This window comes from Ornithinimicrobium flavum (genome assembly GCF_004526345.1).
Taxonomy (GTDB): Bacteria; Actinomycetota; Actinomycetes; order Actinomycetales; family Dermatophilaceae; genus Ornithinicoccus; species Ornithinicoccus flavus.
Genome location: NZ_CP038213.1, coordinates 2,588,827 through 2,614,610, shown reverse-complemented (window position 1 = coordinate 2,614,610; position 25,784 = coordinate 2,588,827). Strand labels below are relative to the sequence as shown.

23 protein-coding genes and 1 pseudogene are annotated in these 25,784 nt (G+C 74.5%); 6 read left to right on the top strand and 18 right to left on the bottom strand.

Features of this window, described 5'->3' with window-relative positions:
- Positions 1–11: 11 nt before the first annotated feature.
- The gene (locus E3Z34_RS12250) at positions 12–380 is read left to right on the top strand and encodes a cupin domain-containing protein (protein ID WP_134773830.1); all 369 of its coding nucleotides are present in this window, start codon (positions 12–14) and stop codon (positions 378–380) included.
- On the top strand, positions 377–1,519 hold the full coding sequence (locus tag E3Z34_RS12245; protein ID WP_238695152.1) for an adenosine deaminase: 1,143 nt from the start codon (positions 377–379) through the stop codon (positions 1,517–1,519). Before E3Z34_RS12250 ends, E3Z34_RS12245 begins: the two co-directional genes overlap by 4 nt.
- Here E3Z34_RS12245 and E3Z34_RS12240 read toward each other — a convergent pair.
- Positions 1,510–2,328 (bottom strand): RDD family protein, encoded by an 819-nt coding sequence (locus E3Z34_RS12240; RefSeq protein ID WP_134773829.1) that lies wholly within the window; start codon positions 2,326–2,328, stop codon positions 1,510–1,512. The two genes, E3Z34_RS12245 and E3Z34_RS12240, sit on opposite strands and share 10 nt — an antisense overlap.
- A gap of 384 nt (positions 2,329–2,712) precedes the next feature.
- On the opposite strand from E3Z34_RS12240, the gene E3Z34_RS12235 reads away from it, so the two are divergent.
- On the top strand, positions 2,713–3,708 hold the full coding sequence (locus E3Z34_RS12235) for a stage II sporulation protein M (protein WP_134773828.1): 996 nt from the start codon (positions 2,713–2,715) through the stop codon (positions 3,706–3,708).
- Positions 3,709–3,805: 97 nt separating this feature from the next.
- Here the strand turns inward: E3Z34_RS12235 and E3Z34_RS12230 are convergent, their stop codons facing one another.
- From E3Z34_RS12230 to E3Z34_RS12185, 10 genes are all read right to left on the bottom strand, one after another.
- Positions 3,806–5,107, bottom strand: a complete 1,302-nt coding sequence (locus tag E3Z34_RS12230; RefSeq protein WP_134773827.1) for a DUF58 domain-containing protein — start codon at positions 5,105–5,107, stop codon at positions 3,806–3,808.
- A 12-nt stretch (positions 5,108–5,119) separates the two neighbouring features.
- A complete protein-coding gene (locus tag E3Z34_RS12225) occupies positions 5,120–6,082 on the bottom strand; it encodes an AAA family ATPase (protein WP_134773826.1) in 963 nt (320 codons plus the stop codon).
- Positions 6,083–6,166: 84 nt separating this feature from the next.
- Entirely contained in the window at positions 6,167–6,730 is a 564-nt protein-coding gene (locus E3Z34_RS12220; protein ID WP_134773825.1) for a hypothetical protein, read from the bottom strand.
- Positions 6,718–7,329: a DUF4350 domain-containing protein gene (locus E3Z34_RS12215; protein ID WP_134773824.1), complete on the bottom strand. Its 612-nt coding sequence runs from the start codon at positions 7,327–7,329 to the stop codon at positions 6,718–6,720. Before E3Z34_RS12215 ends, E3Z34_RS12220 begins: the two co-directional genes overlap by 13 nt.
- Positions 7,326–8,024 (bottom strand): DUF4129 domain-containing protein, encoded by a 699-nt coding sequence (locus tag E3Z34_RS12210; RefSeq protein ID WP_134773823.1) that lies wholly within the window; start codon positions 8,022–8,024, stop codon positions 7,326–7,328. Before E3Z34_RS12210 ends, E3Z34_RS12215 begins: the two co-directional genes overlap by 4 nt.
- 7 nt (positions 8,025–8,031) lie before the next feature.
- A complete protein-coding gene (locus tag E3Z34_RS12205; protein WP_134773822.1) occupies positions 8,032–9,213 on the bottom strand; it encodes a DUF7847 domain-containing protein in 1,182 nt (393 codons plus the stop codon).
- Positions 9,210–9,878 carry a uridine kinase family protein gene (locus E3Z34_RS12200; RefSeq protein ID WP_134773821.1) on the bottom strand — a complete coding sequence of 223 codons (669 nt, stop codon included), beginning with the start codon at positions 9,876–9,878 and terminating at the stop codon, positions 9,210–9,212. The genes E3Z34_RS12205 and E3Z34_RS12200 overlap by 4 nt, the downstream gene beginning before the upstream one ends.
- Positions 9,875–10,501 (bottom strand): hypothetical protein, encoded by a 627-nt coding sequence (locus E3Z34_RS12195; protein WP_134773820.1) that lies wholly within the window; start codon positions 10,499–10,501, stop codon positions 9,875–9,877. The genes E3Z34_RS12200 and E3Z34_RS12195 overlap by 4 nt, the downstream gene beginning before the upstream one ends.
- Positions 10,498–12,189 (bottom strand): phospho-sugar mutase, encoded by a 1,692-nt coding sequence (locus E3Z34_RS12190; protein ID WP_134773819.1) that lies wholly within the window; start codon positions 12,187–12,189, stop codon positions 10,498–10,500. Before E3Z34_RS12190 ends, E3Z34_RS12195 begins: the two co-directional genes overlap by 4 nt.
- Before the next feature lie 13 nt (positions 12,190–12,202).
- Entirely contained in the window at positions 12,203–13,036 is an 834-nt protein-coding gene (locus E3Z34_RS12185) for a purine-nucleoside phosphorylase (protein WP_238695151.1), read from the bottom strand.
- 31 nt (positions 13,037–13,067) lie between these two features.
- Here E3Z34_RS12185 and E3Z34_RS12180 point away from each other — a divergent pair, with 31 nt between their 5' ends.
- On the top strand, positions 13,068–14,537 hold the full coding sequence (locus E3Z34_RS12180) for an NAD(P)H-quinone dehydrogenase (RefSeq protein WP_134773817.1): 1,470 nt from the start codon (positions 13,068–13,070) through the stop codon (positions 14,535–14,537).
- Between the two features lie 485 nt (positions 14,538–15,022).
- On the opposite strand, the gene E3Z34_RS12175 is transcribed toward E3Z34_RS12180, so the two are convergent.
- Positions 15,023–16,801: an acetyl/propionyl/methylcrotonyl-CoA carboxylase subunit alpha gene (locus tag E3Z34_RS12175; RefSeq protein WP_134773816.1), complete on the bottom strand. Its 1,779-nt coding sequence runs from the start codon at positions 16,799–16,801 to the stop codon at positions 15,023–15,025.
- A gap of 43 nt (positions 16,802–16,844) precedes the next feature.
- Positions 16,845–17,231, bottom strand: a complete 387-nt coding sequence (locus E3Z34_RS12170) for a MerR family transcriptional regulator (protein WP_238695150.1) — start codon at positions 17,229–17,231, stop codon at positions 16,845–16,847.
- Between the two features lie 127 nt (positions 17,232–17,358).
- Between E3Z34_RS12170 and E3Z34_RS12165 the strand changes: the two genes are divergently transcribed.
- Both E3Z34_RS12165 and E3Z34_RS12160 read left to right on the top strand, forming a co-directional pair.
- Positions 17,359–18,540, top strand: coding sequence for an acyl-CoA dehydrogenase family protein (locus E3Z34_RS12165; RefSeq protein ID WP_134774887.1), 1,182 nt, complete (start codon positions 17,359–17,361; stop codon positions 18,538–18,540).
- Positions 18,541–18,563: 23 nt separating this feature from the next.
- A pseudogene (locus E3Z34_RS12160) lies at positions 18,564–20,146 on the top strand (acyl-CoA carboxylase subunit beta).
- Positions 20,147–20,165: 19 nt separating this feature from the next.
- Here E3Z34_RS12160 and E3Z34_RS12155 read toward each other — a convergent pair.
- The 5 genes from E3Z34_RS12155 to E3Z34_RS12135 all read right to left on the bottom strand — a co-directional run bounded on the left by E3Z34_RS12155 (position 20,166) and on the right by E3Z34_RS12135 (position 25,735).
- Positions 20,166–21,428: a threonine/serine exporter family protein gene (locus tag E3Z34_RS12155; protein ID WP_158288676.1), complete on the bottom strand. Its 1,263-nt coding sequence runs from the start codon at positions 21,426–21,428 to the stop codon at positions 20,166–20,168.
- A 31-nt stretch (positions 21,429–21,459) separates the two neighbouring features.
- Entirely contained in the window at positions 21,460–23,412 is a 1,953-nt protein-coding gene (locus tag E3Z34_RS12150) for an alpha/beta hydrolase family protein (protein ID WP_134773814.1), read from the bottom strand.
- A gap of 66 nt (positions 23,413–23,478) precedes the next feature.
- Positions 23,479–23,937 carry a hypothetical protein gene (locus E3Z34_RS12145; RefSeq protein WP_134773813.1) on the bottom strand — a complete coding sequence of 153 codons (459 nt, stop codon included), beginning with the start codon at positions 23,935–23,937 and terminating at the stop codon, positions 23,479–23,481.
- Entirely contained in the window at positions 23,934–24,917 is a 984-nt protein-coding gene (locus E3Z34_RS12140; protein ID WP_134773812.1) for a dihydrofolate reductase, read from the bottom strand. Before E3Z34_RS12140 ends, E3Z34_RS12145 begins: the two co-directional genes overlap by 4 nt.
- A complete protein-coding gene (locus E3Z34_RS12135; RefSeq protein WP_134773811.1) occupies positions 24,914–25,735 on the bottom strand; it encodes a thymidylate synthase in 822 nt (273 codons plus the stop codon). Before E3Z34_RS12135 ends, E3Z34_RS12140 begins: the two co-directional genes overlap by 4 nt.
- Between the last annotated feature and the right edge of the window lie 49 nt (positions 25,736–25,784).

Genomic DNA, 25,784 nt, shown 5'->3' with positions numbered 1-25,784 from the left:
TGATCGATCCCATGCCGACGATGCTGAAGCCGGTCCGCGTGCCCGGCGCCGGGGACAAGCTCATCCAGGAGTTCGCCGGGGCGGCCAGCTCGGGGCACGAGGGCGTCTCGCTCGCCCGGATGACGGCGCCCCCGGGGTGGGACGAGCCCGGGCAGCGGCCCGAGTTCGACGAGGTGACCTACGTCCTGGCCGGCGAGATGTGCGTGGAGCACGAGGGTGGGGAGATCCGCGTCGGTGCCGGGGAGTGCGTCCTGGCCCGGGCGGGGGAGTGGGTCCGCTACTCCGTGGGGGACAGCGGGGCCGACTACATCTCCGTCTGCTCGCCGGCGTTCACCGTCGACGGTGCGCGGATCGACCGCTCCCCGGGCGACCTCGCGTGAGCGCGGCTGCCGGTCCCCGGGCGGCCCTGGGCGAGGAGGACGTCCGCGCCCTGCCCAAGGTGCTCCTGCACGACCACCTCGACGGGGGGCTGCGACCCTCGACGGTGCTGGCGCTGGCGCAGGAGCAGGGGTATGCCGGGCTGCCGGCGGACGACGTCGACATCCTGGGTGCGTGGTTCCGGGAGGCCGCGGACAGCGGCTCGCTGGTGCGCTACCTGGAGACCTTCGCGCACACCGTGGCGGTGATGCAGACCGCCGAGGCGCTGCGGCGCGTCGCGCGTGAGTGCGTGCTCGACCTGGCCGCCGACGGCGTCGTGTACGCCGAGGTGCGCTACGCCCCCGAGCAGCACCTGGAGGGCGGTCTGAGCCTGGACGAGGTCGTCGAGGCGGTCGACGCCGGCCTGCGTGAGGGCGAGGACGAGGTGCGCGGGGCCGGGGGCCGGATCCAGGTCCGCTCGATGGTCACCGCCATGCGGCACGCCGCCCGCAGCGTGGAGATCGCCGAGCTCATGGTGCGGCACCGGGACGACGTCTGCGGCTTCGACATCGCGGGGGCGGAGGACGGTTTTCCCCCCACCCGCCACCTGGCCGCCTTCGAGTACCTCCGGCACGAGAACGCCCACTTCACGATCCACGCGGGCGAGGCCTTCGGGCTGCCGAGCATCTGGGAGGCCGTGCAGTGGTGCGGGGCGGAGCGGCTCGGCCACGGGATCCGTCTCGTCGACGACGTCACGGTGGACGGACGGCCGGTCACCGAGGACCTCGGGGCCGCGGTGGCGCTCTCCCGCTCGGACCCGGGTGCCTTCGTCCTGGGGCCCCTCGCCTCCTACGTGCGCGACCGCCGCATCGCCCTGGAGATGTGTCCCAGCAGCAACGTCCAGACCGGTGCCGCCCCGTCGATCGAGGAGCACGCCATCACCCTGCTGAAGAACCTCGACGTCCGGGTGACGCTCAACACCGACAACCGGCTCATGAGCGGGACCTCGATGACGCGGGAGGCGATGCTCCTGGTCGAGCGGGTCGGGTGGACCCGGCACGACCTGCGGACGATGGCGATCAACGCGATGAAGTCGGCCTTCCTGCCGCACCCGGAGCGCGTGGCGCTCATCGAGACGGTCCTCAAGCCGGCCTACTCCTGAGGGCCGGAGCCCCCCAGCACGCGGGCCCGCAGGGCGTCCTCGCGCTCCAGCCGTTCCTCGTCGCGGCGGCGGCGCTCGGCCAGCACGGTCGCCATGACCTCCTCCGGGTGCGCACCCGCCGGGGGAGCGGGGGCCACCCGGGACAGCAGGGCGGTGTAGAGGTCGGTCCCGGTCTGCACCCGCGCGTCGGGCGACAGGCTGGCCGCCCGGGCGAGGAACTGCCGGGTGGCGACGACGAGGGCGTCCGGCATCACCCCGAGGTCGGCCCCCCTGGCCCAGCCCTCGAGCCGCGGGGACGCCTGCGGGGCGGGCGTGAGCCGGAGCCGGACGCGGTCCCGCACCACGTAGGTGCCGGCCAGCAGGTCCCCCAGCCGTCGACCGCGCTCGTTGGTGGCCGCGACCAGCACCGCCAGCCCGCCGAGGGTCAGCCACAGCTCGACCGTGCCGGCGAGCGCCCGGATCGTCGCGTGCCGCAGCCCGATCGGCCCCGTGTCGTCCCGCACCACCCGCAGGCCGGTGACCATCTTGCCCACCGTGCGGCCCGGGGTCAGCGTCTCCAGGGCGATCGGGATCCCGGCCATCCCCAGGACCATGAGGGCGATGACGGCGGCCTGCCCCAGCGCCGGGTCGTCCGCGAGCAGCTCGAACGGCAGCAGCCACACCGCGAGCAGGGCCAGGACGGCCAGGAGCAGGAGGTCGATGAGTCCGGAGGCCATGCGCAGCGGCAGGCTGGCGGCCGGCAGCTCGACCTCGACGGCCTCGCTCGTGACGAACCGCTCGGCGTCGAAGATGCCCCGTGCGCCCGCCATGATCGAGAGCCTAACGGGAGCGCAGTCGCCCGACGACGCGGTGGGCCGACCGGGATGCACGCTTCCGCACCTCATGCACGGTGGAGCCGGCTGGGATGCACGTTCCTGCACCTCGTGCACGGTCGAGCCGGCTGGGATGCACGTTCCTGCACCTCATGCACGGTGGAGCCGGCTGGGATGCACGTTCCTGCACCTCGTGCACGGTCGACGACGGGGTATGTGGTGCACGAGCGTGCATCACCCCTCCGGGGTTCGGCCCTCACCCTCAGACGGACCCTCCCGTCGGGCGTCCACGGCTGGCCCGGACGGCGTCCCCCGACGACCGGGCCGTGCAGGACCGGGCCGGGCCCGGGCCGTGCCGGCCGCACCGCATACAGTGGCGCCGTGGACCTGGACGCGCTGGTGGGACGTCGCTCAGGGGCGTGGGCACGCCTCGACGCGCTCGCCCGTCGGCGCCGGCTGTCCGGGGCGGAGGCGGACGAGCTCCTCGACGGCTACCAGCGCGCGGCCACCGACCTGTCGCTCGTGCGCTCCGGTGCCCCCGACGCCGGGGTGGTGACGCACCTGTCGGTCCTGGTGACGCGGGCCCGGGCCCGGGCGGCGCGGGTGCCGACGGTGAGCTGGGCGGGCGTCGGGCGCTTTCTCGCCGAGGACTTCCCGGCCGCGCTCTACCGCCTGCGCCGGTGGTGGGGGATCACGGCCCTCGTCAACGTCGTGGTCGGGCTGGTGCTTGGGTGGTGGCTGGTGCGCAACCCGGTGGTGGAGCAGTCGCTGCTGTCGACCGAGCAGGTGCAGGCGCTGGTCAACGTGCAGTTCGAGTCCTACTACTCCGAGAACGCCGCCAGCAGCTTCTCGACGCTGGTCTGGGTCAACAACGCCTGGGTCGCCGCCCGGTGCATCGGCATGGGGGTGCTGGGCTTCCCCGTCGTCTGGGTCCTGTGGCAGAACATCACCAACGTCGCCGTCATCGGCTCCCTCATGCACCGGCACGGTCGGGCGGAGGTCTTCTGGGGCCTCATCACCCCGCACGGTCTGCTGGAGCTGATGGCCATCTTCGTCGCCGCCGGCGTGGGGCTGCGGCTCTTCTGGGCCTGGGTCGCCCCCGGCCGGCGGGGGCGGCTGGCCAACCTGGCCCAGGAGGGGCGGACCGCCGCCGGGGTCGCCCTCGGTCTGGTCCTGGTGCTGCTGGTGTCCGGGGTGATCGAGGGCTTCGTCACCCCGTCCCCGCTGCCCACCTGGGCCCGGGTGGGGATCGGCGTGCTCGCGCTCGCGCTGTTCTTCGTCTACGTCTTCACGCTGGGTCGGCGCGCGGTGCGGCGGGGGGCCACCGGCGACGTGGGTGAGGACCTGCAGTCGGCCTCGGCGCCGACAGCGGGCTGACCGGGCCGGTCGGAACCGGCTCGGTCGGCCCGGGCCGGTGGGATCGGGGCCGGCCGTAGTCGGCCCGGTCAGAGCAGGCCGGTCGGAGCGGGCTCGGTCAGAGCAGGCCCTGGGCCTTGAGCGCCAGGTAGTGGTCGACCAGCGCCAGCGGAAGGTCCTCGGGGGTCTCGTCGAGCACCGTCACCCCCAGCTGCGACAGGCCCAGGGCCGTGCGGTGCCGCAGCTCCTCCGTGCGCTCGGCGGCCGTGGCGTCGTACACCTGCTCCAGCCCGGAGAGGTCGGTGCGCAGCCGGGCCAGCTCGGGGTCGGCGACCGAGGCCACCACCACCCGGTGGTGGGCCGTCAGCGACGGCAGGACCGGCAGCAGACCCTCCTCGACCGCCGCCGGGTCCAGCGGGGTGAGCAGCACGACGAGGGCGCGCCGCCGCGTGATCGCCGTGATCGCACCGGCCAGCCGCCGCCAGTCCGCCTCCAGGAGCACCGGCTCCAGCGGGGCCAGGGCGCTGACCAGCTGGTGCAGGAGGGCGCCCCGGTCGCTGCCGCCGCCCACCCTGGCCCGCACCACCCGGTCACCGGCGATCAGGTCGACCCGGTCACCGGCACGTGAGGCGAGGGCGGCCAGGAGCAGGGCGGCGTCCATCGCCGCGTCCAGCCTGGGCTCGTCACCGACGCGGGCCGCGCTGGTCCGGGAGGTGTCCAGGACCAGCACGACGCGACGGTCCCGTTCCGGCTGCCAGGTGCGGACCACGACGTGCTGCCGCCGGGCCGTGGCGCGCCAGTCGATCGACCGCACGTCGTCACCCTCGACGTAGTCGCGCAGCGAGTCGAACTCCGTGCCCTGGCCGCGCGTGCGCACGGCCGAGCGGCCGTCGAGCTGCCGCAACCGGGCCAGCGCGCCGGGCAGGTGCCGGCGCGAGCGGAAGGGGGGCAGCGAGCGCACCGCCCCCGGCACCTCGAGGGTCGCTTGCCGGCCGGCCAGCCCCAGGGGGCCGTGGGTGCGGACGGTCACGCCCGTGGCGGGCCGGTCGCCGCGCCTGGTCGGGCGCAGCGTGGTGGTCAGGCGACGCCGCTCGCCCGCCGGCAGGTCGACGGTATGCCGCACCCCGTCGGCCCCGGCGGACGGCACCCAGGCGTCCCGCACGACGCCGCGCACCCTGCGGGACCCGGGGTTGGTCAGGGTGAGGGTGCTGGAGGTCTCCTCGTGGAGCCGCACCTGGGGCACCCCACCGCGGCTGACCTGCAACGACCGGGGTGCGGCCGCCAGGAGCACGTCGGCGGCGACCAGGACGGCCACGCCCGCCACCCACCAGGCGGCCACCACCCCCGCCCGGTCCGGCAGGAGCGCGGTGGGGAGCAGCCCCAGGAGCACCAGGACCAGGACCGGGCCGCGCACGATCATCGTCGCGCAGCCTCAGCGGGGCACGGGCACGGCGGCCAGGACCGACTCGAGCACAGACGCTGCGGTGACGCCCTCGAGCTCGGCCTCCGGCCGGAGGGCCACGCGGTGCTCCAGTGTCGGCCGGGCCAGGGCCTTCACGTCGTCGGGGGTGACATAGTCGCGACCCTGCAGCCAGGCCCAGGCGCGCGCGGTGCTCATGAGGGCCGTGGCGCCTCGGGGGCTCACGCCCAGCTGCAGCGAGGGGGTGACGCGCGTGGCGGCGGCCAGGTCCACGACATACCCGATGAGCTCCGGTGACACCTGGACGGTGCGCACCGCGGCCGACCCGGCGGCGAGGTCCTGCGGCGTCGCCACCGGCCGCACCCCGGCGCCTACAAGGTCGCGGGGGTCGAACCCCTCCGCGTGCCGGGTGAGGACCTGGATCTCGTCCTCCCGGGGCGGCGGCGGGAGCGTGACCTTGAGGAGGAAGCGGTCGAGCTGGGCCTCGGGGAGGGGGTAGGTGCCTTCGTACTCGACGGGGTTCTGGGTCGCCGCGACCAGGAAGGGCGAGGGGAGGGCGTGGGTGGTGCCGTCCACGGTGACCTGCCGCTCCTCCATCGCCTCCAGGAGCGCGGACTGGGTCTTGGGCGGCGTACGGTTGATCTCGTCGGCGAGCAGGAGGTGGGTGAAGACCGGCCCGGGACGGAAGGTGAAGTCGCTGCGGCCGCTGTCGTAGACCATCGACCCGGTGACGTCGCCGGGCATGAGGTCGGGGGTGAACTGCACGCGCCGGGTCTCCACGGACAACGCCGCCGCCAGGGAGCGGACCAGCAGCGTCTTGGCCACCCCGGGCACGCCCTCCAGCAGGACGTGACCGCGGGCGAGGAGGGCGACGATCAGACCCGAGACCGCCTGGTCCTGCCCGACGACGGCCTTGGCGACCTCCTGCCGGACGGCGTGCAGGGCGTCGCGGGCCCCCTGGGCGGACTCGGTCATGCTGCATCCTCTCGGCCGGTGCTCGGAAACCCCGCGGCCCACCCTAGTCGTCGTCCACGACCGTCCCTCGCACGCCTCGGGCGCCTAGACCTGCAGCTCGTCCTCCAGGGACCGCAGGGCGCGGACGGTCGCGACCAGGGTCTGGTCGTCGTCGGCCCTCCCCGTCACCAGGAGGGCGCGCACCTCCGGGGCCGGCCTCCCGGTGGCGTCGGCCACGGCGGTGACGAGCAGGTCCGGGTCGCCGGACCGGGGTAGCCCGAGCCGGGGGGCGAGCCGACGCCGGGTGCCGGCGCGGGCCGCGGCCAGCGCGTGCGCCCGGTCCTTGGCCTGCCGGTAGAGCCGCCCACGGCTGCGGGTGGTCTCCGCGGCCGACACGACGGCCGGGAGCGGCTCGGTCACGACCGGTCCCAGTCGTCGGCCCTGCCACAAGGCCAGGACCACGACGGCGGTGCCGAGGAGCCAGACCCAGGAGGTCAGGAAGCGGGGGAGCACCTCCCACAGGGAGGTCGCCGCGTCCAGCTCGGCGTCGCCGGGCTGGGGCAGCACCCAGAGGAGGCGCTCGGAGCCGCCGAGCAGCCGCAGCGCGAGGGCCGCGTTGGCCTCCTCGGTGATGGCCTCGTTCGTCCAGCTGGTCGTCAGCCCGGCCACCGTGATGACCGGTCGCCCGGCGGTCGCCGGAAAGGTGAGCAGCGCCCCTCCCGGGCTCCGCCGGCGTTGTGCCCCAGCCCCGGCGGGTAGCAGGCGCTCACCGTCGCACGGTCCTCCCCGCCGGCGGCGAGCAGCACGTCCCAGCGGGTGATCAGGTCGCCGGGCCGCACCACCGGGTCGACGCAGTCCGCGGCGACCGTGGTGGAGCTGCCCCACGACACGTCGAGGTCGAGCCCGAGCACGGGCCCGGGGTCCTGCTCGGCCCCGGGGACGAGCACGACCAGACGGTCGGCGTCGGCGAGCCGGGAGACCAGGTCGGGGCCGCTGCGCGGTCCCAGGTATGAGGTGTGCGGGAGCAGGACCGTGGTGCCCGGGCCGGCTACCACCTCGCCCTCCGCGAGCGGGGCCGAGCCGGTCACGAGCTCGACGTCGACGCCCTGCCCCGCGAGCACGCGCGCCAGCGCCTGCGCGCCGTCGGGGCCGGGGTTGGTCGGCCCGAAGGGCTCGCCGGAGCGGGGGGTGGCCAGGAGGGAGGCGAGGACCGCCGTCGCCAGGAGAAGCAGCACCCAGGGGGCGAGCCGGCGCGCGCGCGTCCTCATCGGGGCACCGGGAAGGCCGGGCCCTGCGGCCGGGCGGCCGTCGCGGGGGCGGGCGAGGTCCGCTGCAACCGCTCGTCGAGGTCGACCACGGCCCGGGCCCGGCCCTCCGAGGCACGACGCCCGCCGTAGCGGACCGCGTCGAAACCGTCCGCGGCGTCGGCCAGGGCCGTGGCCTCGGCCGGGAAGACGGGGGCCAGGGCGAGGGCGATCTCGTGGGCGGTGCTGTCCGCGCGGTCGTCCAGCAGGGCGCGCTCGACGGCACCGCTGGCCACGGCTCGGTAGGCCTCGAGCAGGGCGGTCCCGGCGTCACCCGCCGCCAGCGCCGCGCGGGCGGAGGCACGGTGCTCCGCGGCCGGGCGGCGCCGGCCCTCCAGCACGGCACCGGGGCTGGCCGGGTCGCTCAGGCGGGCGGCGCGCCAGCGGTCACGGCCGGCGAAGGCCAGCACCGCCAGGACGGCCACGACGACGCCGGTGAGCACGGCCCAGGTGACCCAGGGCGGCATCGGCCCGAGGGCGCCCAGGTCCGGCAGGAGGTCGGTGAACCAGCGCCACACCCGGCTGACGAGCGACTCCTGCAGCTGGTAGGTGCCGGAGTCCAGCTCCTCCTGCAGCAGCCGTCGGGCCTCGTCGCGGTCGGGGTCCAGCGGAGCGCCGAGGCTGGTGGCGCTGGCGGGCGGTCCGGCGGGACGGGCCATGGGGGCCTCAGCCGGACCGCGTGGCGGCGCGGTCCTGCGCGGCGCGGACCAGCACGACGTCCAGGCCCTCGCGGCGCATCCGCTGGTCGAGGTAGAGCAGCGCGGCCACCCCGGCGGTGAAGGGGATGACCAGGGTGTTGACGACCAGCTGCGTGAGGTGGTCCAGGACGAGCAGGGCGGGCGAGACCGGGCTGTCGACCAGGCCCGTCGGGTCGAGCAGCAGCATGGCCGCGAAGATCACCGGGGTCTGCACCATCGCGGTGAAGATGTTGGCGACCAGACCGGCCAGCAGGGTGATGCCGGTGACCCGCCACCCCTGGCCGCCGCGGGTCAGGGACCAGGCCCGGCCCAGCGACCGCAGGGGTCCCATGCGTTCCAGCACGACCGCAGCCGGTGCCAGGGACAACCGGCACCCGGCCCAGGTCAGCACGACGACCATGCCCAGGACGAGCAGGATGCCGAGGACCACGGCGAGCCAGGTCACCCCTCCCGCGTCCGCGACGGCGACCAGGGCGACGACGGCCAGCACCCCGAGGACCACGAAGGCCAGCAGGAGCAGGATGAGCAGCACCAGGTTGCCGAGGAGGGCCGGCAGCCGTCCCCGGGTCGCCCGCCAGGTGTCGGCCAGCCGCGCGCGATCGCCCAGGACGGCCTCCCCGACCACGTGCACGATCATGCCGGTGAGGGCGACGGAGGCGAGCATGGCCGACAGCGCACTGACCCCGGTGGTGAGCAACTGCAGGTCGGTGGGGGCGACGGTGGTCAGCCACCGGGTCAGCAGGAGCGAGATCACCAGCGACGGGACCAGCAGGGTGGCCAGGACCACCAGACCGGTCCCGATGGTGGCCTCGGGGTTGCGGCGCAGGGTCTGCAGGGCGCCCGAGAAGACGTCCCCGAGGGTGAGCGGACGCAGCGGCACGACCCCGGGCTGGTGCAGCCGCGCCAGCTGCTCGGGCGGCAGCCGGTGCCAGCCGGGCGGTCCGGGGAGGGCGGGCGGCGAACCCGGGGGAGGTCCTGACGCGGCCCCGGGACCGGGTGGGGGGAAGCTGCCGTGCTGGATGGCGCCGGACCCGGGTGGGGGGAAGCCCCCGTGCCGCGGGGCGCCGGACCCGGGCGGGGGGAAGCCCCCGTGCTGCGGGGCGCCGGACCCGGGCGGGGGGAAGCTGCCGTGCTGCGGTGTCTCGCTCATCCCCCGGCTTCCCTCGTCGTCCCGTGCTCGTCGCGTCCGGCCTGAGCGCCGGGAGCCTGCGGGCCGGACCCCACGAGGAGCCGGTGCGCCCGGGCCTCGGCCTCCCGCACCGTCATCGGGACGGCCCCGAGCGCGGCCTGCGCGGCCACGATACCCGGCTCGGCACGGCGCAGGATGTGCCCCCGTCGCCACAGCGTCACCGGCGGCTTGCGTCGCTCGGACAGGTCCCGCGCGAGCCGGCGGCCGAAGGTGAGCCACGGGCTGTTGCGGATGCACCAGGCCTCCGCGAGCAGGCCCCGCTCCCGCAGCCCCGGGATGCTCTCGGCGGCGAAGATGCCCTCCGCCACGACGACGGGGTGCCCGTCCAGCTCCAGCTCGGCGCGGCCGGTGACCGCGGAGGTGGCGATGTCGTAGACCGGCACCTCGGCGCGGCCCGTGGCGCACAGCTGCTCGAGGGCGTCCAGGGCCTCCGGGAGGTTCCACGAGCGGGCGTCGTCCCAGTCGGGCAGGCCCAGCGGGCTCATCGGCAGCCCCGGGTCGCCGAGCTCGCGGTAGAAGTCGTCGAGCTGCACCACCGGCCAGCCGTGCAGGGCATGGAGCCGACGCGCCAGCCTGGACTTGCCCGCACCGCTCGGCCCGGCGAGCACCAGGACCCGCGGGCTCACGCCAGGACCGCCAGGACGCTGAGGACCACCGCCACCGACAGCACCGTCACCGCCGGCCACGAGACGGTCTGCACGGCACGCGTCCGGGAGGCGTCCTGCTCTCCGAGCTGCCCGCCGTCGAGCCGCCACCGCTGCAGCGCCCGCTGGACCTCGTCGGCGACCCCCTGGGCGGTCGTGCCGGCCGATCCCCGGCGACGCGTGGTCTCGGCGAAGTCGTCGAGGGCGCCCCGGCGCGAGCGCTCCCGCCGGACCGGGACCGCCCAGGCGCTGTGCCGCCGGCCCTCGCCGTCGTGCAGCTCCAGCGCCCAGCGGTGGGTCACCTCCTCGACGGCACCGAAGGGCACCACGGTGTCGGTCACGACGTTGTCGAGCTCCACGCCGTCCGTGCGCAGCCGCACCCTGGGGCGCAGGAAGAGCGCCCAGGACAGCGCCGCGATCCCGCAGATCAGTGCCACGGGGAAGAGCAGCCCCTCGTCCCGGCCCATCGAGACGTCGATCACGGTGAGCGTGGCCAGCACGACCGCCCCGGCCACCATGGACCACCCGATGATCCGGGCGGGCAGGGTGCGGTAGTCGGCGATCACCTCACCGGTGAGGGCCGGGCCGGAGGGGGCGTCGCTCATACGGTGGTGAGCTCCTCCATGCCGGCGCGGACCGCGGCGAGCCGTCGGGCGGCCTCCGCGCGGGCCGCGACCAGCTCCTGCGGCCCCGCGAGCGGCACCACGGCCTCCAGGTAGACCTTGAGCTTCGGCTCGGTGCCGCTGGGCCGCACGATGATCCGGGTGTCGTCCTCGAGCAGGAAGCGCAGCCCGTCGGTCGGCGGGAGGGCGCCGTCGCCGAGGGAGAGGTCCTCGGTGCTGGTGACGCGCACGCCGCCGAGCTCCTGCGGGCCGTCCTCGCGCAGCCGGGTCATGACGGGGGCGATCTGCGCCAGGTCGTCGACACGCACCGAGAACGCGTCAGTCTGGTGCACCCCGTGGGCGACCGCGAGGTCGTCCAGCACGTCCAGGAGCGTGCGTCCGCCAGCCTTGAGGGTGGCGGCCATCTCGGCGGCCAGGAGGGCGGCGGTGACACCGTCCTTGTCCGGCACGTTCCCCGGGTCGACGCAGTAGCCGAGCGCCTCCTCGTAGCCGTAAAGGAGCCCGGGCACGCGACCGATCCACTTGAAGCCGGTGAGGGTCTCCTGCCCCTCCAGCCCCGCGGCCCGGGCCATCGCGCCCAGCAGCCGGGACGAGACGATCGAGCGGGCGAGCACGCGTCGCTCGGGGCTCGCCATACCTCGGTCGAGAACGTGCTGGCCGAGCAGGGCGCCGACCTCGTCCCCGCGCAGCATGCGCCACTCCTGGCCGTCCCGCACCGCCAGGGCGCACCGGTCCGCGTCGGGGTCGTTGGCGATGACCAGGTCCGGCCCCACCTCCCCGGCCAGCGCCAGGGCGGCGTCGATCGCCCCAGGCTCCTCGGGGTTGGGGAAGGCGACGGTGGGGAAGTCGGGGTCCGGGTCGGCCTGGCTGCCCACCTGGCGCGGAGCCGGGAAGCCGGCCAGGTCGAAGGCCTGACGGACTGCCTCCGACCCCACGCCGTGCAGGGCCGTGTGGACCACGGACAGGTCCCGGGGGCCGTCCGGCGCCAGCACGGAGACGGCCGACCGGAGGTAGGCCTGCAGCACGGTGTCGTCGAGGGTCTCCCAGCCGTCGTCGGCGCGGGGGACGTCGGCGACGGAGGCGACCGCGTCGATGCAGGCGGCGATGTCGCTGTCGGCCGGCGGCACGATCTGGCTGCCGTCGCCGAGGTAGACCTTGTAGCCGTTGTCCTGGGGCGGGTTGTGGCTGGCCGTCACCATGACCCCGGCGTCGGCGCCCAGGTGCCGGATCGCGAACGCGAGGACCGGGGTGGGGAGGGGCCGCGGGAGGACCATGGCCCGGCCCCCGGCCGCCGTGACGACCGCGGCGGTGTCCCGCGCGAAGACGTCGGAGTTGTGCCGGGCGTCGAAGCCGATGACGACGGCGGGGGCCGGGGTGCGGTCGCCGCGCGCCCGCGCCTGCTCCGTGAGGTATGCCGTGAGCCCGGCGGCGGTGCGGATGACGACCGCGCGGTTCATCCGGTGAGGACCGGCGCCCAGCGCGCCGCGCAGCCCCGCCGTGCCGAACTCCAGGAACCCGGAGAAGCGGTCGGCCAGGTCATCCTGCGCCGCCTCGTCCCCGTCCTCGGCTCGCCGCAGGACGTCCTCGAGCTCGGCCCGGGTCGCGTCGTCGGGGTCGTCCGTCAGCCAGGCGCGGGCCCGGTCGACGAGGGTGCGGTCGCTGTCGCTCATCGTGCCTCCTGGCTCAGATCCGGTCCACGATGCGGGCGAGGAGGTCTCCGCACCGCTGCGCCGCGGCCTGCCCGGCCTCGATCACCTCCTGGTGGTCCAGCGGGGTCGGGCTGATGCCGGTGGCGGGGTTGGTCACGAGCGAGATCCCCAGGACGTCCATCCCGGCCTCGCGGGCGGCGATCGCCTCCAGGGTGGTGGACATGCCGACGAGGTCGCCGCCGATGACCCTGGCCATCTGCACCTCGGCCGGGGTCTCGTAGTGCGGCCCGGGGAACTGCACGTAGACGCCCTCGTCCAGGGAGGGGTCGATCTCGCGCGCGAGGTCCCGCAAACGGGGGGTGTAGACGTCGGTGAGGTCCACGAAGGTCGCCCCCTCGAGTGGGGAGGTGGCCGTGAGGTTGATGTGGTCGCGGATGAGCACCGGGGTGCCGGGGGCCCACTCGGGCCTCAGACCGCCGCAGCCGTTGGTCAGCACGATCGTGGAGCAGCCCGCGGCGGCGGCCGTCCGGACGGCGTGCACCACCGAGCGGACACCGCGGCCCTCGTAGAAGTGGGTGCGCGTGCCGTAGACCAGCACCCGCCGGCCGTCGGCCAGCGGGATGGACCGGATGGTCCCGCTGTGCCCCTCGACGGCTGCGGCGGCGAAGCCGGGCACGTCGGTGTTGTCGATCTCGGCGTCGGCCTCGCCGAGCAGCTCGGCGGCGGGCTTCCAGCCGCTGCCGAGGACGAGCGCGATGTCGTGCCGGGCGGCGCCGGTGCGCTGCGCCAGCACGTCGGCGGCGGCCCTGGCCACCGCGGCGGGGTCGGTCCGGGGGTCTGCGAGGTCGAACTCTGCACCGTGGGTCACGGGCCTAGGGTAACGATGGTTGGATAGGGCCGTGAGTGCAGCAGGGAAGTCCGTCGTCGTCATCGGTGGCGGCCCTGGTGGCTACGAGGCCGCCCTGGCCGCGGCACAGCTGGGGGCGGAGGTCGTCCTCGCCGAGCGGTCGGGGCTGGGCGGGGCCGCCGTGCTGACCGACTGCGTGCCGAGCAAGGCCCTCATCGCCACCGCGGACTTCATGGACCGGTTCAGCGCCGCCAAGCGGATCGGGGTGCACTTCGAGGGCGAGCACGTCCCCGGCGACCAGGGCGTGACCGCCCACATCGCTGACGTCAACCAGCGGATCATGGAGCTCGCCGTCGCCCAGAGCCGCGACATCGGCGAGCGGCTGGAGTCGGCCGGCGTCCAGGTCGTGCAGGGTGCGGGCCGGCTGCTCGGCCAGGGGCGGGTCGAGATCCTCGAGGGGGTGGGTGACGTGCCGTCGGGGGAGACGCCCGCGCCGCACTCCGAGGAGCAGCGCTCGCCGGGCACCCGGCACCGGGTCGTCGACGCCGACCTCGTCCTGCTGGCGACCGGGGCCCGGCCCCGCGTGATGCCGACGGCCATGCCGGACGGGGAGCGAATCCTCACCTGGCAGCAGATCTGGAACCTCACCGAGCTCCCCACCCACCTCGTCGTGGTCGGGTCCGGCGTCACCGGCGCCGAGCTGGCCCACGCCTACCTCGGGCTGGGCTGCGAGGTCACCCTGATCTCCTCCCGTGACCGGGTGCTCCCGGGAGAGGACCCGGATGCCGCGAACGTGCTGGAGGAGGTCTTCCGCCGCCGGGGGATGAACGTCCTCAACCGCTCCCGCATGTCGGCCGTGCGGCGGGAGGGGGACGGGGTCGTCGTCACCCTGGAGGACGGGCGGGAGGTCGAGGGCTCGCACTGCCTGCTCGCCGTGGGCTCCCTGCCCAACACCGAGGACCTGGGCCTGGAGGAGGCCGGGGTCGCCGTCACGCCGTCCGGGCACGTCGACGTCGACCGGGTGTCCCGCACCAGCGCCCAGGGGGTGTATGCCGCGGGCGACTGCACGGGAGTCTTCCCCCTGGCCTCGATCGCCGCCATGCAGGGGCGCATCGCCGTCGCGCACGCGCTGGGTGACGCCGTGGCGCCGTTGTCGCTGGGCAAGGTGAGCTCCAACATCTTCACCGACCCCGAGATCGCCACCGTCGGGGTGGGTCAGGCGGACGTCGACGAGGGCCGCAGCGACTCCCGCACGGTCATGCTGCCGCTGTCGAAGAACCCCCGGGCCAAGATGCAGAACGTCCAGGACGGTTTCGTCAAGCTCTTCGCCAAGCGGGGGAGCAGCACCATCGTCGGGGGCGTCGTCGTCGGGCCCCGGGCAAGCGAGCTGATCTTCCCGATCGCGCTGGCGGTCGCGAACCGCCTCAACGTCGACCAGTTCTCCTCGACGTTCACGGTCTACCCGTCGCTGTCGGGGTCGCTCTCCGAGGCCGCCCGGCAGCTGCACGGCTTCGGCGACTGACCCCATACCCCCACCGGCCGCGTGGTGTGGTTGGCCCTGACCCGACCGGCCGCCCGGTGTGGTTGTTCCTGACCCGACCGGCCGCCTGGTGTGGTTGCCTCTGACCCGACCGGCCGCCTGGTGTGGTTGCCTCTGACCCGACCGGCCGCCTGGTGTGGTTGTTCCTGACCCGACCGGCCGCCTGGTGTGGTTGTTCCTGACCCGACCGGCCGCCTGGTGTGGTTGCCTCTGACCCGACCGGCCGCCTGGTGTGGTTGGTATGAGGATCACCGCACGCGTCGGGTGGCTGCTCCCGCATCGCTGCCGGCACCAGGCGGCGCGCTCGGTGGCGCTAGGAACAATTAGGCGGCGCGGTCGGTGGGGCTAGTAGCAACCAGGCGGCGCGGTCGGTGGGGCTAGGAGCAACCAGGCGGCGCGGTCGGTGGGGCTAGGAGCAACCAGGCGGCGCGGTCGGTGGGGAGGGGAGCGAAGGGGGGTCGGGACGGTTAACCCTTGAGCTCGCAGAGGACCGCGCCGTTGGAGACGGTCTCGCCGACGGTGGCGGACAGGCCGGTGACGGTGCCGGCCTTGTGCGCCTTGATCGGCTGCTCCATCTTCATCGCCTCCAGCACCACCACGACGTCGCCCTCGGCGACGGCGGCGCCCTCCTCGACCGCGATCTTGACGATGGTGCCCTGCATCGGCGCGGTGACCGCGTCGCCGGAGGCCGCGGCCCCGCCGCCGCCCCCGCGGGAGCGCTTGGGCGCCTTCCTGCGGCCGCCGGCGGCGCCACCGTTGCCTCCGCCCAGGGACAGCCCGGCGGGCAGCGAGACCTCGAGGCGCTGGCCCCCGACCTCGACCACCACGGTCTGGCGGCCCTCGTCCTGCGCGGGCGCGTCCGCCGTCGGCCCGGAGTAGGCGGCGATCTGGTTGTCGAACTCCGTCTCGATCCACCGGGTGTGCACCGTGAAGCCCGCGGAGGGGTCCTCGGGCGCGAAGGCCGGGTCGGAGACGACGGCCCGGTGGAAGGGCAGGACGGTGGGCATGCCCTCGACCACGAGCTCGTCCAGCGCGCGGCGCGAGCGTTCCAGGGCCTCCTGCCGGGTGCGCCCGGTGACGACGAGCTTGGCGATCATGGAGTCGAAGGCGCCGGCGACGGTGTCGCCCTCGACGATCCCGGCGTCCCAGCGGACACCCGGCCCGTGGGGGACCACCATCCGGGTGACCGTGCCGGGGGCGGGAAGGAAGTCCCGGCCGGCGTCCTCGCCGTTGATCCGGAACTCGAAGGAGTGCCCGTGCGGGGTCGGGTCGTCATACCCGATCTCCTCGCCGTCGGCGATGCGGAACTGCTCGCGCACGAGGTCGACGCCGGTGACCTCCTCCGTCACCGGGTGCTCCACCTGCAGGCGGGTGTTGACCTCGAGGAAGGAGATCGTGCCGTCCTGGGCCACGAGGAACTCGCAGGTGCCGGCGCCGACGTAACCGGCCTCCTTGAGGATGGCCTTGGAGGCCCGGACGAGCTCGGCGCGCTGGTCCTGCGTGAGGAACGGGGCCGGGGCCTCCTCGACGAGCTTCTGGTTGCGCCGCTGGAGCGAGCAGTCGCGGGTGGAGACGACCACCACGTTGCCGTGCTGGTCGGCCAGGCACTGGGTCTCGACGTGGCGGGGGCGGTCCAGGAACTTCTCGACCAGGCACTCGCCGCGCCCGAAGGCGGTGACCGCCTCGCGGACCGCGGACTCGTAGAGCTCGGGGATCTCCTCCATCGTGCGGGCGACCTTCAGGCCACGACCGCCACCGCCGTAGACGGCCTTGATGGCCACGGGGAGGCCGAACTCCTCGGCCAGCGCGACGACCTCGTCGGCGTCCTGGACGGGGTCCTTGGTGCCGGGGGCCAGCGGGGCGCCCGCCCGGACGGCGATGTGCTTGGCCTTCGCCTTGTCGCCGAGCGCGTCGATCGCCTCGGGCCCGGGGCCGATCCAGACCAGCCCGGCGTCGAGGACGGCCTGGGCGAAGGAGGCGTTCTCGGCCAGGAAGCCGTAGCCGGGGTGGACCGCGTCGGCACCGGCCTGCCGGGCCACTTCGAGCAGCTTCTCCTGCACGAGGTAGGAGTCGCCGGGCGTCGTGCCGCCGAGCGCGTAGGCCTCGTCAGCCACGGTGACGTGCAGGGCGTCACGGTCGGGCTCGGCGTAGACCGCCACCGACCCCAGGCCGGCGTCCTTGCAGGCGCGGGCGATGCGGACGGCGATCTCGCCGCGGTTGGCGATGAGGACCTTGCTGATCGGCATAGCGCACACCCTAGACCCAGCCACACCCCGCCCCGGCGGAAGGTCACCCCAGCCGGCGCAGGTCCTGGGCGCACCGCCGCTCGAGCTCGTCCAGCTCCCGCAGGCTCTCCTCGATGTCCCTGCGCCGGCCCTCGAGGTCCTGGCGCCGCTCCCCGATCTGGGACAGCAGGTAGCGCAGCTGACCCACCTCACCCGGCTGGTCGTCGTACATGTCCAGGATGGTGGCGATCTGCTCGAGGGAGAAGCCCAGCCGCCGTCCCCGCAGGATCAGGGCGAGCCGGGTGCGGTCGCGACGGTGGTAGACGCGACGCTGCCCGACGCGCTCGGGGGACAGCAGGCCCAGGTGCTCGTAGTGGCGCAGGGCACGGTGGGTCACGTCGAAGTCGGCGGCCGTCTGGGCGATCGTCCATGTCGCGTCGGGGTCGGTCACGGTTGTCCTCACGTCAAGCACGTCGGGTCGGGCCATATCGTGCTTGACGTTGACGCAAAGGTCAAGCACCATGTTCCTGCGACCCGTACGCCCCCTCACCACCGCCCGAAAGAGGACCCGGACACCGATGTTCGAGCTGAGCCAGGACCACGAAGACTTCCGCCGCCTCGTCCGCGACTTCGCCGAGGCCGAAGTGGCCCCCCACGTCGAGCAGTGGGACCGGGAGGCCCATTTCCCGACCGACCTGGTGCCCAAGATGGGCGAGCTCGGGCTGTTCGGCCTCAACGCCCCCGAGGAGTTCGGCGGGGCGGGGTTGGACGAGGGCGGGTTCACCTACCTGTGCCTGGCGATCGAGGAGCTGGGCCGGGTCGACCAGTCCGTCGGCATCACCCTGTCCGCCGGTGTGGGTCTGGGGATCAACCCGATCCTGTCCTTCGGCTCCCAGGAGCAGAAGGAGAGGTTCCTGCCCGACCTGGTCGCCGGTCGCGCCCTCGCCGGCTTCGGCCTGACCGAGCCGGAGGCCGGCTCCGACGCCGGGGCGACCAGGACGCGCGCACGGCTCGAGGACGGCTCGTGGGTGGTCAACGGCGCCAAGGCCTTCATCACCAACTCGGGCACCGACATCACCTCGGTCGTGACCGTCACCGCCCGGACGGGGGAGACGGCCGACGGGCGGCCCGAGATCAGCGCGATCATGGTGCCCTCGGGCACCGAGGGCTTCGTCGTCGAGCCGGCCTACCGCAAGCTCGGCTGGCACATCTCCGACACCCACGGCCTGACCTTCGAGGACTGCCGCGTGCCGGAGGGCAACCTCCTGGGCGCCCGCGGCGAGGGCTTCAAGCAGTTCCTCAAGACCCTCGACGACGGCCGCATCGCCATCTCGGCGCTGGCCGTCGGCTGCGCCCAGCGGATGCTCGAGGAGAGCACGGCCTACGCCGCGGAGCGGATCGCCTTCGGTCGCCCGATCGCGGTCAACCAGGGCGTCTCCTTCCAGATCTCCGACCTGGCCGTCATGGTCGAGGCCGCCCGCCTGCTGACCTACAAGGCCGCCTGGCTCAACGACGAGCGGGAGGCGGGCCGCCGGTCGGCGGCCGAGGTCAAGCAGGCCGCGGCGATCGCCAAGCTCTACTCCACCGAGGCCGCGGTCACCGCGACCCGCATCGCGACCCAGGTCTTCGGCGGCAACGGCTTCATGGAGGAGTACCCCGTGGCGCGCTTCTTCCGGGACGCCAAGATCCTGGAGATCGGCGAGGGCACCTCGGAGGTGCAGCGGATGGTCATCGCGCGAGGGCTGGGCCTCCCCTCCTGACGGGGGCCGGCACGATGACAGGTATGCGCAGCTCGGGCACCGGAGCCGGGTCGGTGGGCAACTCCCACCCCGACCCCCGCGTGGAGAACCTGCGGGAGCGTCTCGAGGCGGCCCACGCGGCCTCGGCACGTCCTCCGGAGAAGGCGAAGGCCAAGCTCGACTCCCAGGGCAAGATGTACGTCCGCGACCGGATCGCCCTGCTCTTCGACGAGGGCACCTTCGTCGAGGACGGTCGCTACGCCAACGCCACGGCGCAGGGGCTGCCCGCCGACGGGGTGGTCACCGGCCGGGGCGAGGTCGACGGGCGGGCGGCGATCGTCGTCGCCAACGACCCCACGGTCAAGGCCGGCTCCTGGGGCGCGCGAACCGTGGAGAAGATCATCCGGGCCACCGAGGCGGCGCTGCGCGAGGAGCTGCCGATCTTCTGGTTCGTCGACTCCGCCGGCGCCCGCATCACCGACCAGGTCGACCTCTTCCCCGGTCGTCGCGGCGCCGGGCGGATCTTCCACAACCAGGTCGCGCTCTCGGGCAAGGTGCCCCAGATCTGCTGCCTCTTCGGCCCCAGCGCGGCCGGCGGTGCCTACATCCCCAGCTTCACCGACGTCATCATCATGGTCGAGGGGAACGCGTCGATGTATCTCGGCAGCCCCCGCATGGCCGAGATGGTCGTGGGGGAGAAGGTCAGCCTGGAGGAGATGGGCGGGGCCCGCATGCACTGCACCGTCTCCGGCGTGGGCGACCTGCTCGCCGGCGACGACGAGGAGGCCATCGAGCTCGCCAAGCACCTGTTCTCCTACCTGCCCGAGACCTGGCACGACCCGTTGCCGCACTACGCCCCCGAGCCTCCGGCCGCGCCCCTGGACCGCAGCACGGTCCCGGAGGCCGAGTCGGTCCCCTTCGACGTCCACGACGTCATCGAGGGTCTCGTCGACGCCGACAGCTTCTTCGAGATCAAGCCCCTCTTCGCCGCCGAGCTCGTCGTGGGGCTCGGGCGGGTCGAGGGGCAGACGGTCGGCATCGTGGCCAACAACTCCGCGGTCAAGGGTGGGGTGCTCTTCACCGACAGCGCCGACAAGGCCTCCCGCTTCATCTGGCTGTGCGACGCCTACGGCATCCCCCTGCTCTACCTGGCCGACGTGCCGGGCTTCATGATCGGGTCGGAGGTCGAGCGGGGGGCATCATCCGGCACGGCGCCAAGATGGTGTCGGCCGTCTCCGAGGCGACCGTCCCCCAGCTGTGCGTCGTGGTGCGCAAGGCCTACGGCGCCGGCCTGTACGCGATGGGTGGCCCGGGGTTCGGCCCCGACGCGACCATCGCACTGCCTACCGCGCGGATCGCGGTCATGGGCCCGGAGGCGGCGGTCAACGCCGTCTACGCCAACAAGATCGCCCAGATCGAGGACCCGCAGGAGCAGGCGGCCTTCGTCGAGGCCCGTCGCGCCGAGTACCTCGAGGACGTCGACCTCGAGCGGCTCGCCGCCGACCTGGTCATCGACGCCGTGGTCGAGCCCGAGGAGCTGCGGGCGGAGGTCGAGCACCGGCTCCGGTATGCCGCGCGTCGCGACCGCCACTTCTCCACCCGGCACCGTTCGATCCCCCCGGTCTGAGGAGGGCCTCGGCGCGGCCTCAGCGGCGGCGGAGGCGGGCCAGCAGGTGCACCAGGCCGGCGCGCCGGGCGACCTGGCGCAGGGGGAGGGCCAGGCTGGCGCCGACCACCACGCCCAGGGCGATCGCGGCCAGGACCAGCGTCACCGAGGCGACGGAGGCGATCGCCGCCTCCGGTCCCACCTCGAGCTGGGCGACCGACACCAGGCCGAAGGATCCCGGCACGAGCAGCCAGAAGCTCGGCAGGAAGACCACGGACCTCGGCAGGGCCGGACGCGCCAGCTCCACGAGCGTCGCCACGAGGATCGCCACGACCGCGCCCACGAAGGCCCCGGCCCACCGGGCGTCCACGACGCCCTGCCCCAGCAGCTGGGCGAGGTACGTCATCAGCGCCGTGAGCATCACCCAGGGCACCAGGGCCAGGCGCAACCCCTCCAGGAGCGAGATCGCGACGGTGACGACCGCGACCCCGAGCAACGGGGCCCACCACCCGAACCCGACCGGGCGGGCGGGGTCGAGCAGCGAGGGGGGCACGTCCAGCAGGGCCGCCGCCGCCCCCACGCCGAGGGCGAAGAGCAGCAGCTGCACCGTGCCGTGACCCAGCCGGGAGGTGCCGGCCACCATCGAGCCCGCCGCCAGCTCCACCAGGCCGGTGACGAGGGTGGCCCCCGGCAGCAGCACCGCGATCGGGGCCACGAGGGTCCACAGCGGGGCGGTGACGAGCCCGGCGTCCGCTGCCCAGAAGGCGGCCAGGGCGGCGACGAAGCCCGCGACGAACGGGGTCAGGGTCGCGGCCGTCCGGTAGCGGCCGGCCAGCAGCATGAGCAGGACCGTCAGCGGGGTGACCAGCGCCGCGAAGAGCACCGAGGGCCACGCCGGGGCCAGGACCAGCGCGATCCCGACCCCGGAGAGCACGCCGCCCACGACCAGCCCGGGGACGGCATACCGGTGCGGCGCGGCGCGCAGGGCACCCAGGCGCGACAGCGCCTCGTCCGCGGGCAGGCGCCCGGCGCGCAGGCCGGCCAGGACGGTCGAGACGTCCGCGAGCTGGTCCAGCCGCACCGCCCCGTCGACCTGCTCGAAGGTGGCCGCGTCCCCGGGGGCCAGGCCGACGTGGATCCCCCGGGGCAGGCAGGCGACCTGGGCCCGGGGGTGGCCGAGGGCGCGCGCCGCCTGCCGCACGTCCTCCTCGACCTCCTGGGTCGGCATCCCACCCGCCAGCAGCCCGGCCCCCAGCCAGGCGAGCAGCTGGCGGGAACGCTCCGGCGTCACCTCGCCTGGCACGGGCACCATCCTGCGTGCCGGGGCCCGCGGCTCACCGCAGGTGCTCGTCCCACCAGGCCAGGATGTGCTCGAAGCGCTGGACCCGGTGACGCGGCTGGCCGGTGCGCGAGAGCTCGTGCCCCTCACCGGGGAAGACCAGCAGCCTGGTGGGGACGCCGTTGGCGCGGAGCCGGGCGAACAACCGCTGGCCCTGCTCCAGCGGGCAGCGCAGGTCACGCTCGGAGTGGATCACCAGCGTCGGGGTCCGGATGCGGTCGGCCCACGTGAGGGGGGACTGCTGGTGCGCGAACTGCCCGGCGTACTCGTCGGCGAAGAACCAGCCGATGTCGGAGGTGCCGGCGAAGGAGTCCCAGGCGTTGACGGCCCGCTCGCTGATGGCCGCGGTAAACCTGTCGCTGTGCGCGACCAGCCAGGTGGTCATGAGGCCCCCGTAGGAGCCGCCCTGCACCCCGACCCGGGAGCCGTCGAGGCCCGGAAGGGTGAGGGCGTGGTCGAGCAGGGCGGTCAGGTCGGCCACGTCCACCGTGCCGATGGCCTCCTTGACCGCCCGGCCGTGGGCGGCGCCGTAGCCGGACCCGCCCCGGGGGTTGCCCATGACCACCGCGTAGCCGGCGCGGGCCAGGACCTGCGCCTCGTCGAAGAGGTTGCCGGAGTACTGCGTGTAGGGCCCGCCGTGGATCATGAGGACGACCGGGTGCCCGGCCTTGCGACGCGGCCCGGTCGGGGGGCGCAGCAACCAGCCGTGCACCGGGTAGCCGTCGTGCGCCGTGGTCCGCAGCTCCTCCGGCTCGATCGGCGCCGCCACCTCCCTCAGGTGCCGCCCGACATCGGTCACCTGCACCAGGCGGCCCCCCGTGGGTCCGACGAAGAGCTCGGAGAAGGAGTCGCGGGTCCCGGCCACCGCCACGACCACCCCGCCGCCCACGGCGACGTCGGTGACGCTCACCTGGCCGTCCAGGAGGACCTGACCGGTGCCGACGTCCCGGACGACCGTGTCGCCGCGCACCTCGAAAGCCGCCACCAGCGTGCCCCCGGCACCCAGGGCCGGGGCGCAGGCGAGGTGGTCGGACTCGGCGTCGGTGAGCGGGTCCCCGCCCAGCCGGCGCAGCACGGCGTTCCGTGCCACGAAGTCCTGCCCGCTCGGCCCGAGGTCCGCCACACCGTGGACGACCGTGCCGTCCGCGGCCGTGCTGAGGCTCCCCACCATGCCGGTCCCGTCGGTGTGCCGGCGGAAACCCTTGCCGCGCAGGTCCACCGAGCACACGTCGGAGACCAGGCTGTCGGGCCGCCAGGCCCCACGCCGGTCACGGGAGGCGACGAACGCCACCCGGTCGGCCGCGAGCCACGCGGGGGAGGAGTCGTCACCCGGACCCGTGGTCAGCTGCCGGCTCTCCGGCACCGTCTCGGCCTCCGCCGAGTCGTCCGCCCCGAGGGTGTCGAGGTCGACCACGAAGATCTTCGAGGGCCGGTCCAGCACGTAGCCGAGCCCGTCGGCGAGGTAGCGGCTGTGCTCGATGAGCCGCGGGGCCTCCTGGTCGGGCTTGACCGCCTCGTCGGTGCCGTACCGGCCCTGCTCGGGCACCCGTGCGGCGTAGGCGATTCGGCGGCCGTCCGGGGACCACGCGGGGGCACCTGCGCCCAGCGGCTGGTCGGTGAGCCTTCGCGGCTCACCCCCTGCGGCGGGCAGCACGTGCAGCTGCGCCGGGCCGTCCTCGGGAGCGCGCAGGAAGGCGATGAGGGTGCCGTCGGGGGAGTAGCAGGGCGCGGAGTCACGGGTGTCGCGGGTCAGCCGCGACAGTCGCCGGGGGTCGGCCCCGCCGGGGTCCCCCGCCGGGTCGCCACCCAGGGGCAGGCGCCACAGGCTGGTGCGGTAGCGGTTCTCGTCGACGTCGGGGCGCTTCATCACCACGACGACGTCCCGCCCGTCCGGATGGACGGTGGGGGAGGACAGGGTGCGGACCAGGGCGAGGTCGGACGGCTTCACCTGCGCGACCCTACGCCAGGGGGCGCGGGCGGCGACCTGCCGTGGCCGCCGGCCCGACCGGCGCGGTCAGGCCGGGTCGCGCAGGTCGGCCACGGACCGGGCCGCCCAGCCCGAGACGACGGCCGCCAGCACGCTGGGGACGACCACCGCGACCCAGCGCTCGCCGCCGGGCAGGTCCCAGCTCGACCCGCCTCCAAGGACCGACCCGCTGACCCCGGAGAGGGCCAGGAGGGCCAGCAGCCAGGTCACCAGCACCGTGCCGCCCACCCGGACGGCCGCGGCGCGGGGGTCCGTGGTGCCGCGGGCGACGGCCGTCGCCACCAGACCGGAGAGCCCGCCGAGCAGGGCACCCAGGGCGGCGCCGATGATCAGCCCGCCGAGCAGCGCCCCGAAGGCCACGCCCAGGACGGGCCCGGCCTGATCGCCCCCGCCCGTGAGCGACCCGGCGAGTCCGGCCACGGCGCCGTAGGTGGCACTGGTCGCCACACCGGCCAGCAGGCACGCGACGAGGTAGCGGGACCTCATACCCGCCCCGCGATCCGCTCGTAGGTCACCCAGGCGCGGACCGGCTCCTCGCCCGGCACCCGGTCGACCACGTGCCACCGACCGGGGTCGATGCGGGGGAAGCGGGTCGGGCCCTCGGGCTCGAGGTCGACCTCGGTGACCACGAGGCGGGAGGCGTGCTCGATCGTCAGGGCGTAGACCTGCCCACCCCCGACGACGAAGACCTCACCGTCACCGGCCAGCGCCAGGGCCTCGGGCACCGATCGGGCGACGTCGGCGCCCTCGGGCTGCCAGTGCTCCCGCCGGGTGAGGACGATGGTCCGCCGCCCCGGCAGAGCCCGCCCGATCGAGTCCCACGTCCCCCGGCCCATGAGCATCGTCCCGCCCATCGTGGTGTCCTTGAAGAAGCGCAGGTCGGCGGGAAGGTGCCACGGCATCGTCGACCCGTCGCCGATGACCCCGTTGCGGCCGACGGCGGCCACCAGGGTGAGCCTCTGGCGGAAGCCGCGCGTCAGGAGCGCCGGCGTCGGCCGCGCGGGTCCCTCCGCCAGGCCCGGGGTATGCCGCCGCGCCAGCTCCTCCAGGGCCCCGCGTTCGTGCGGCACCACCGCGTCTGGGAGCGCGGCCAGCGGCCACCAGCGCAGCTCGGCCACCTTGTCGACCTCCCGGACCACCGGGTCCCCGCTCCAGCTGGTCGTGCTGAGGAAGACGTCGATCCTCTCCTCCGAGGGCTCGTGGGCGGCCACGGTGCGGTGCCCCGTGGCCACGTGCTGCAGCTCCCCGAGCCCGACCACCACGCCGAGCTCCTCGGCCGCCTCCCGAGCCGCGGCGTCCAGGACGCTCTCGCCCAGCTCGACGTGCCCCGCCGCTCCGTGCGCCCAGCGACCGTCCATGTAGCCCGTGCCCCGGCGCAGCTGGAGCAGCACCTCCGGCCCCGCCGGTCCTGTGTCCCGGACCAGGGCGAGATAGGCGGCGGGGACCACCTGGAAGCGGGACGTCATACCGCGATCGGGGCGGGGATGGTCGGGGCGGCGACGTAGTCGCGCACCTCCACGTCCTCCAGCTCGAAGGCGTCGATCTCCCGGACCTGGGGGTTCAGCCACAGGGTGGGGAGGGGACCCGGCGTGCGCCGCAGCTGCTCGTCCGCCTGCTCGAGGTGGTTGAGGTAGAGGTGCGCGTCGCCCAGGGTGTGCACGAAGTCCTTGGGCCGCAGGTCGGTGACCTGGGCCACCATGTGCGTGAGGAGGGCGTAGGACGCGATGTTGAAGGGGACCCCGAGGAAGGTGTCGGCGCTGCGCTGGTAGAGCTGGCAGGACAGCCACCCCCGGCCGTCCTCGTCGTCCGCGGCGGGCGGCGCCACGTAGAACTGGAACAGGGTGTGGCACGGAGGGAGCGCCATCTGGTCGACCTCGGCGACGTTCCACGCCGACACGATGTGACGCCGCGAATCAGGGTTGGTGCGCAGCCCGGCGACGAGGCGCTCGATCTGGTCCACGGTGCCCCCGTCCGGCGTGGGCCACGAGCGCCACTGGTGCCCGTAGACGGGGCCCAGGTCTCCGGACTCGTCCGCCCACTCGTCCCAGATCCGGATGCTGCGCTCCTGCAGCCAGCGCACGTTGGTGTCGCCGCGCAGGAACCACAGCAGCTCCCCGACGACCGAGCGCAGGTGCAGCCGCTTGGTCGTGAGCACGGGGAAGCCGGCGGTGAGGTCGAAGCGCATCTGGTGCCCGAACACCGACAGGGTGCCGGTGCCGGTGCGGTCGTCCTTGCGCACGCCCTCGGTGCGGATCCGCCGGAGGAGGTCGAGGTAGGCCTGCATGGCAGCAGCCTAGACGCCGGTCCGGCGTGCGACCGGGGGCCCGCGGTCG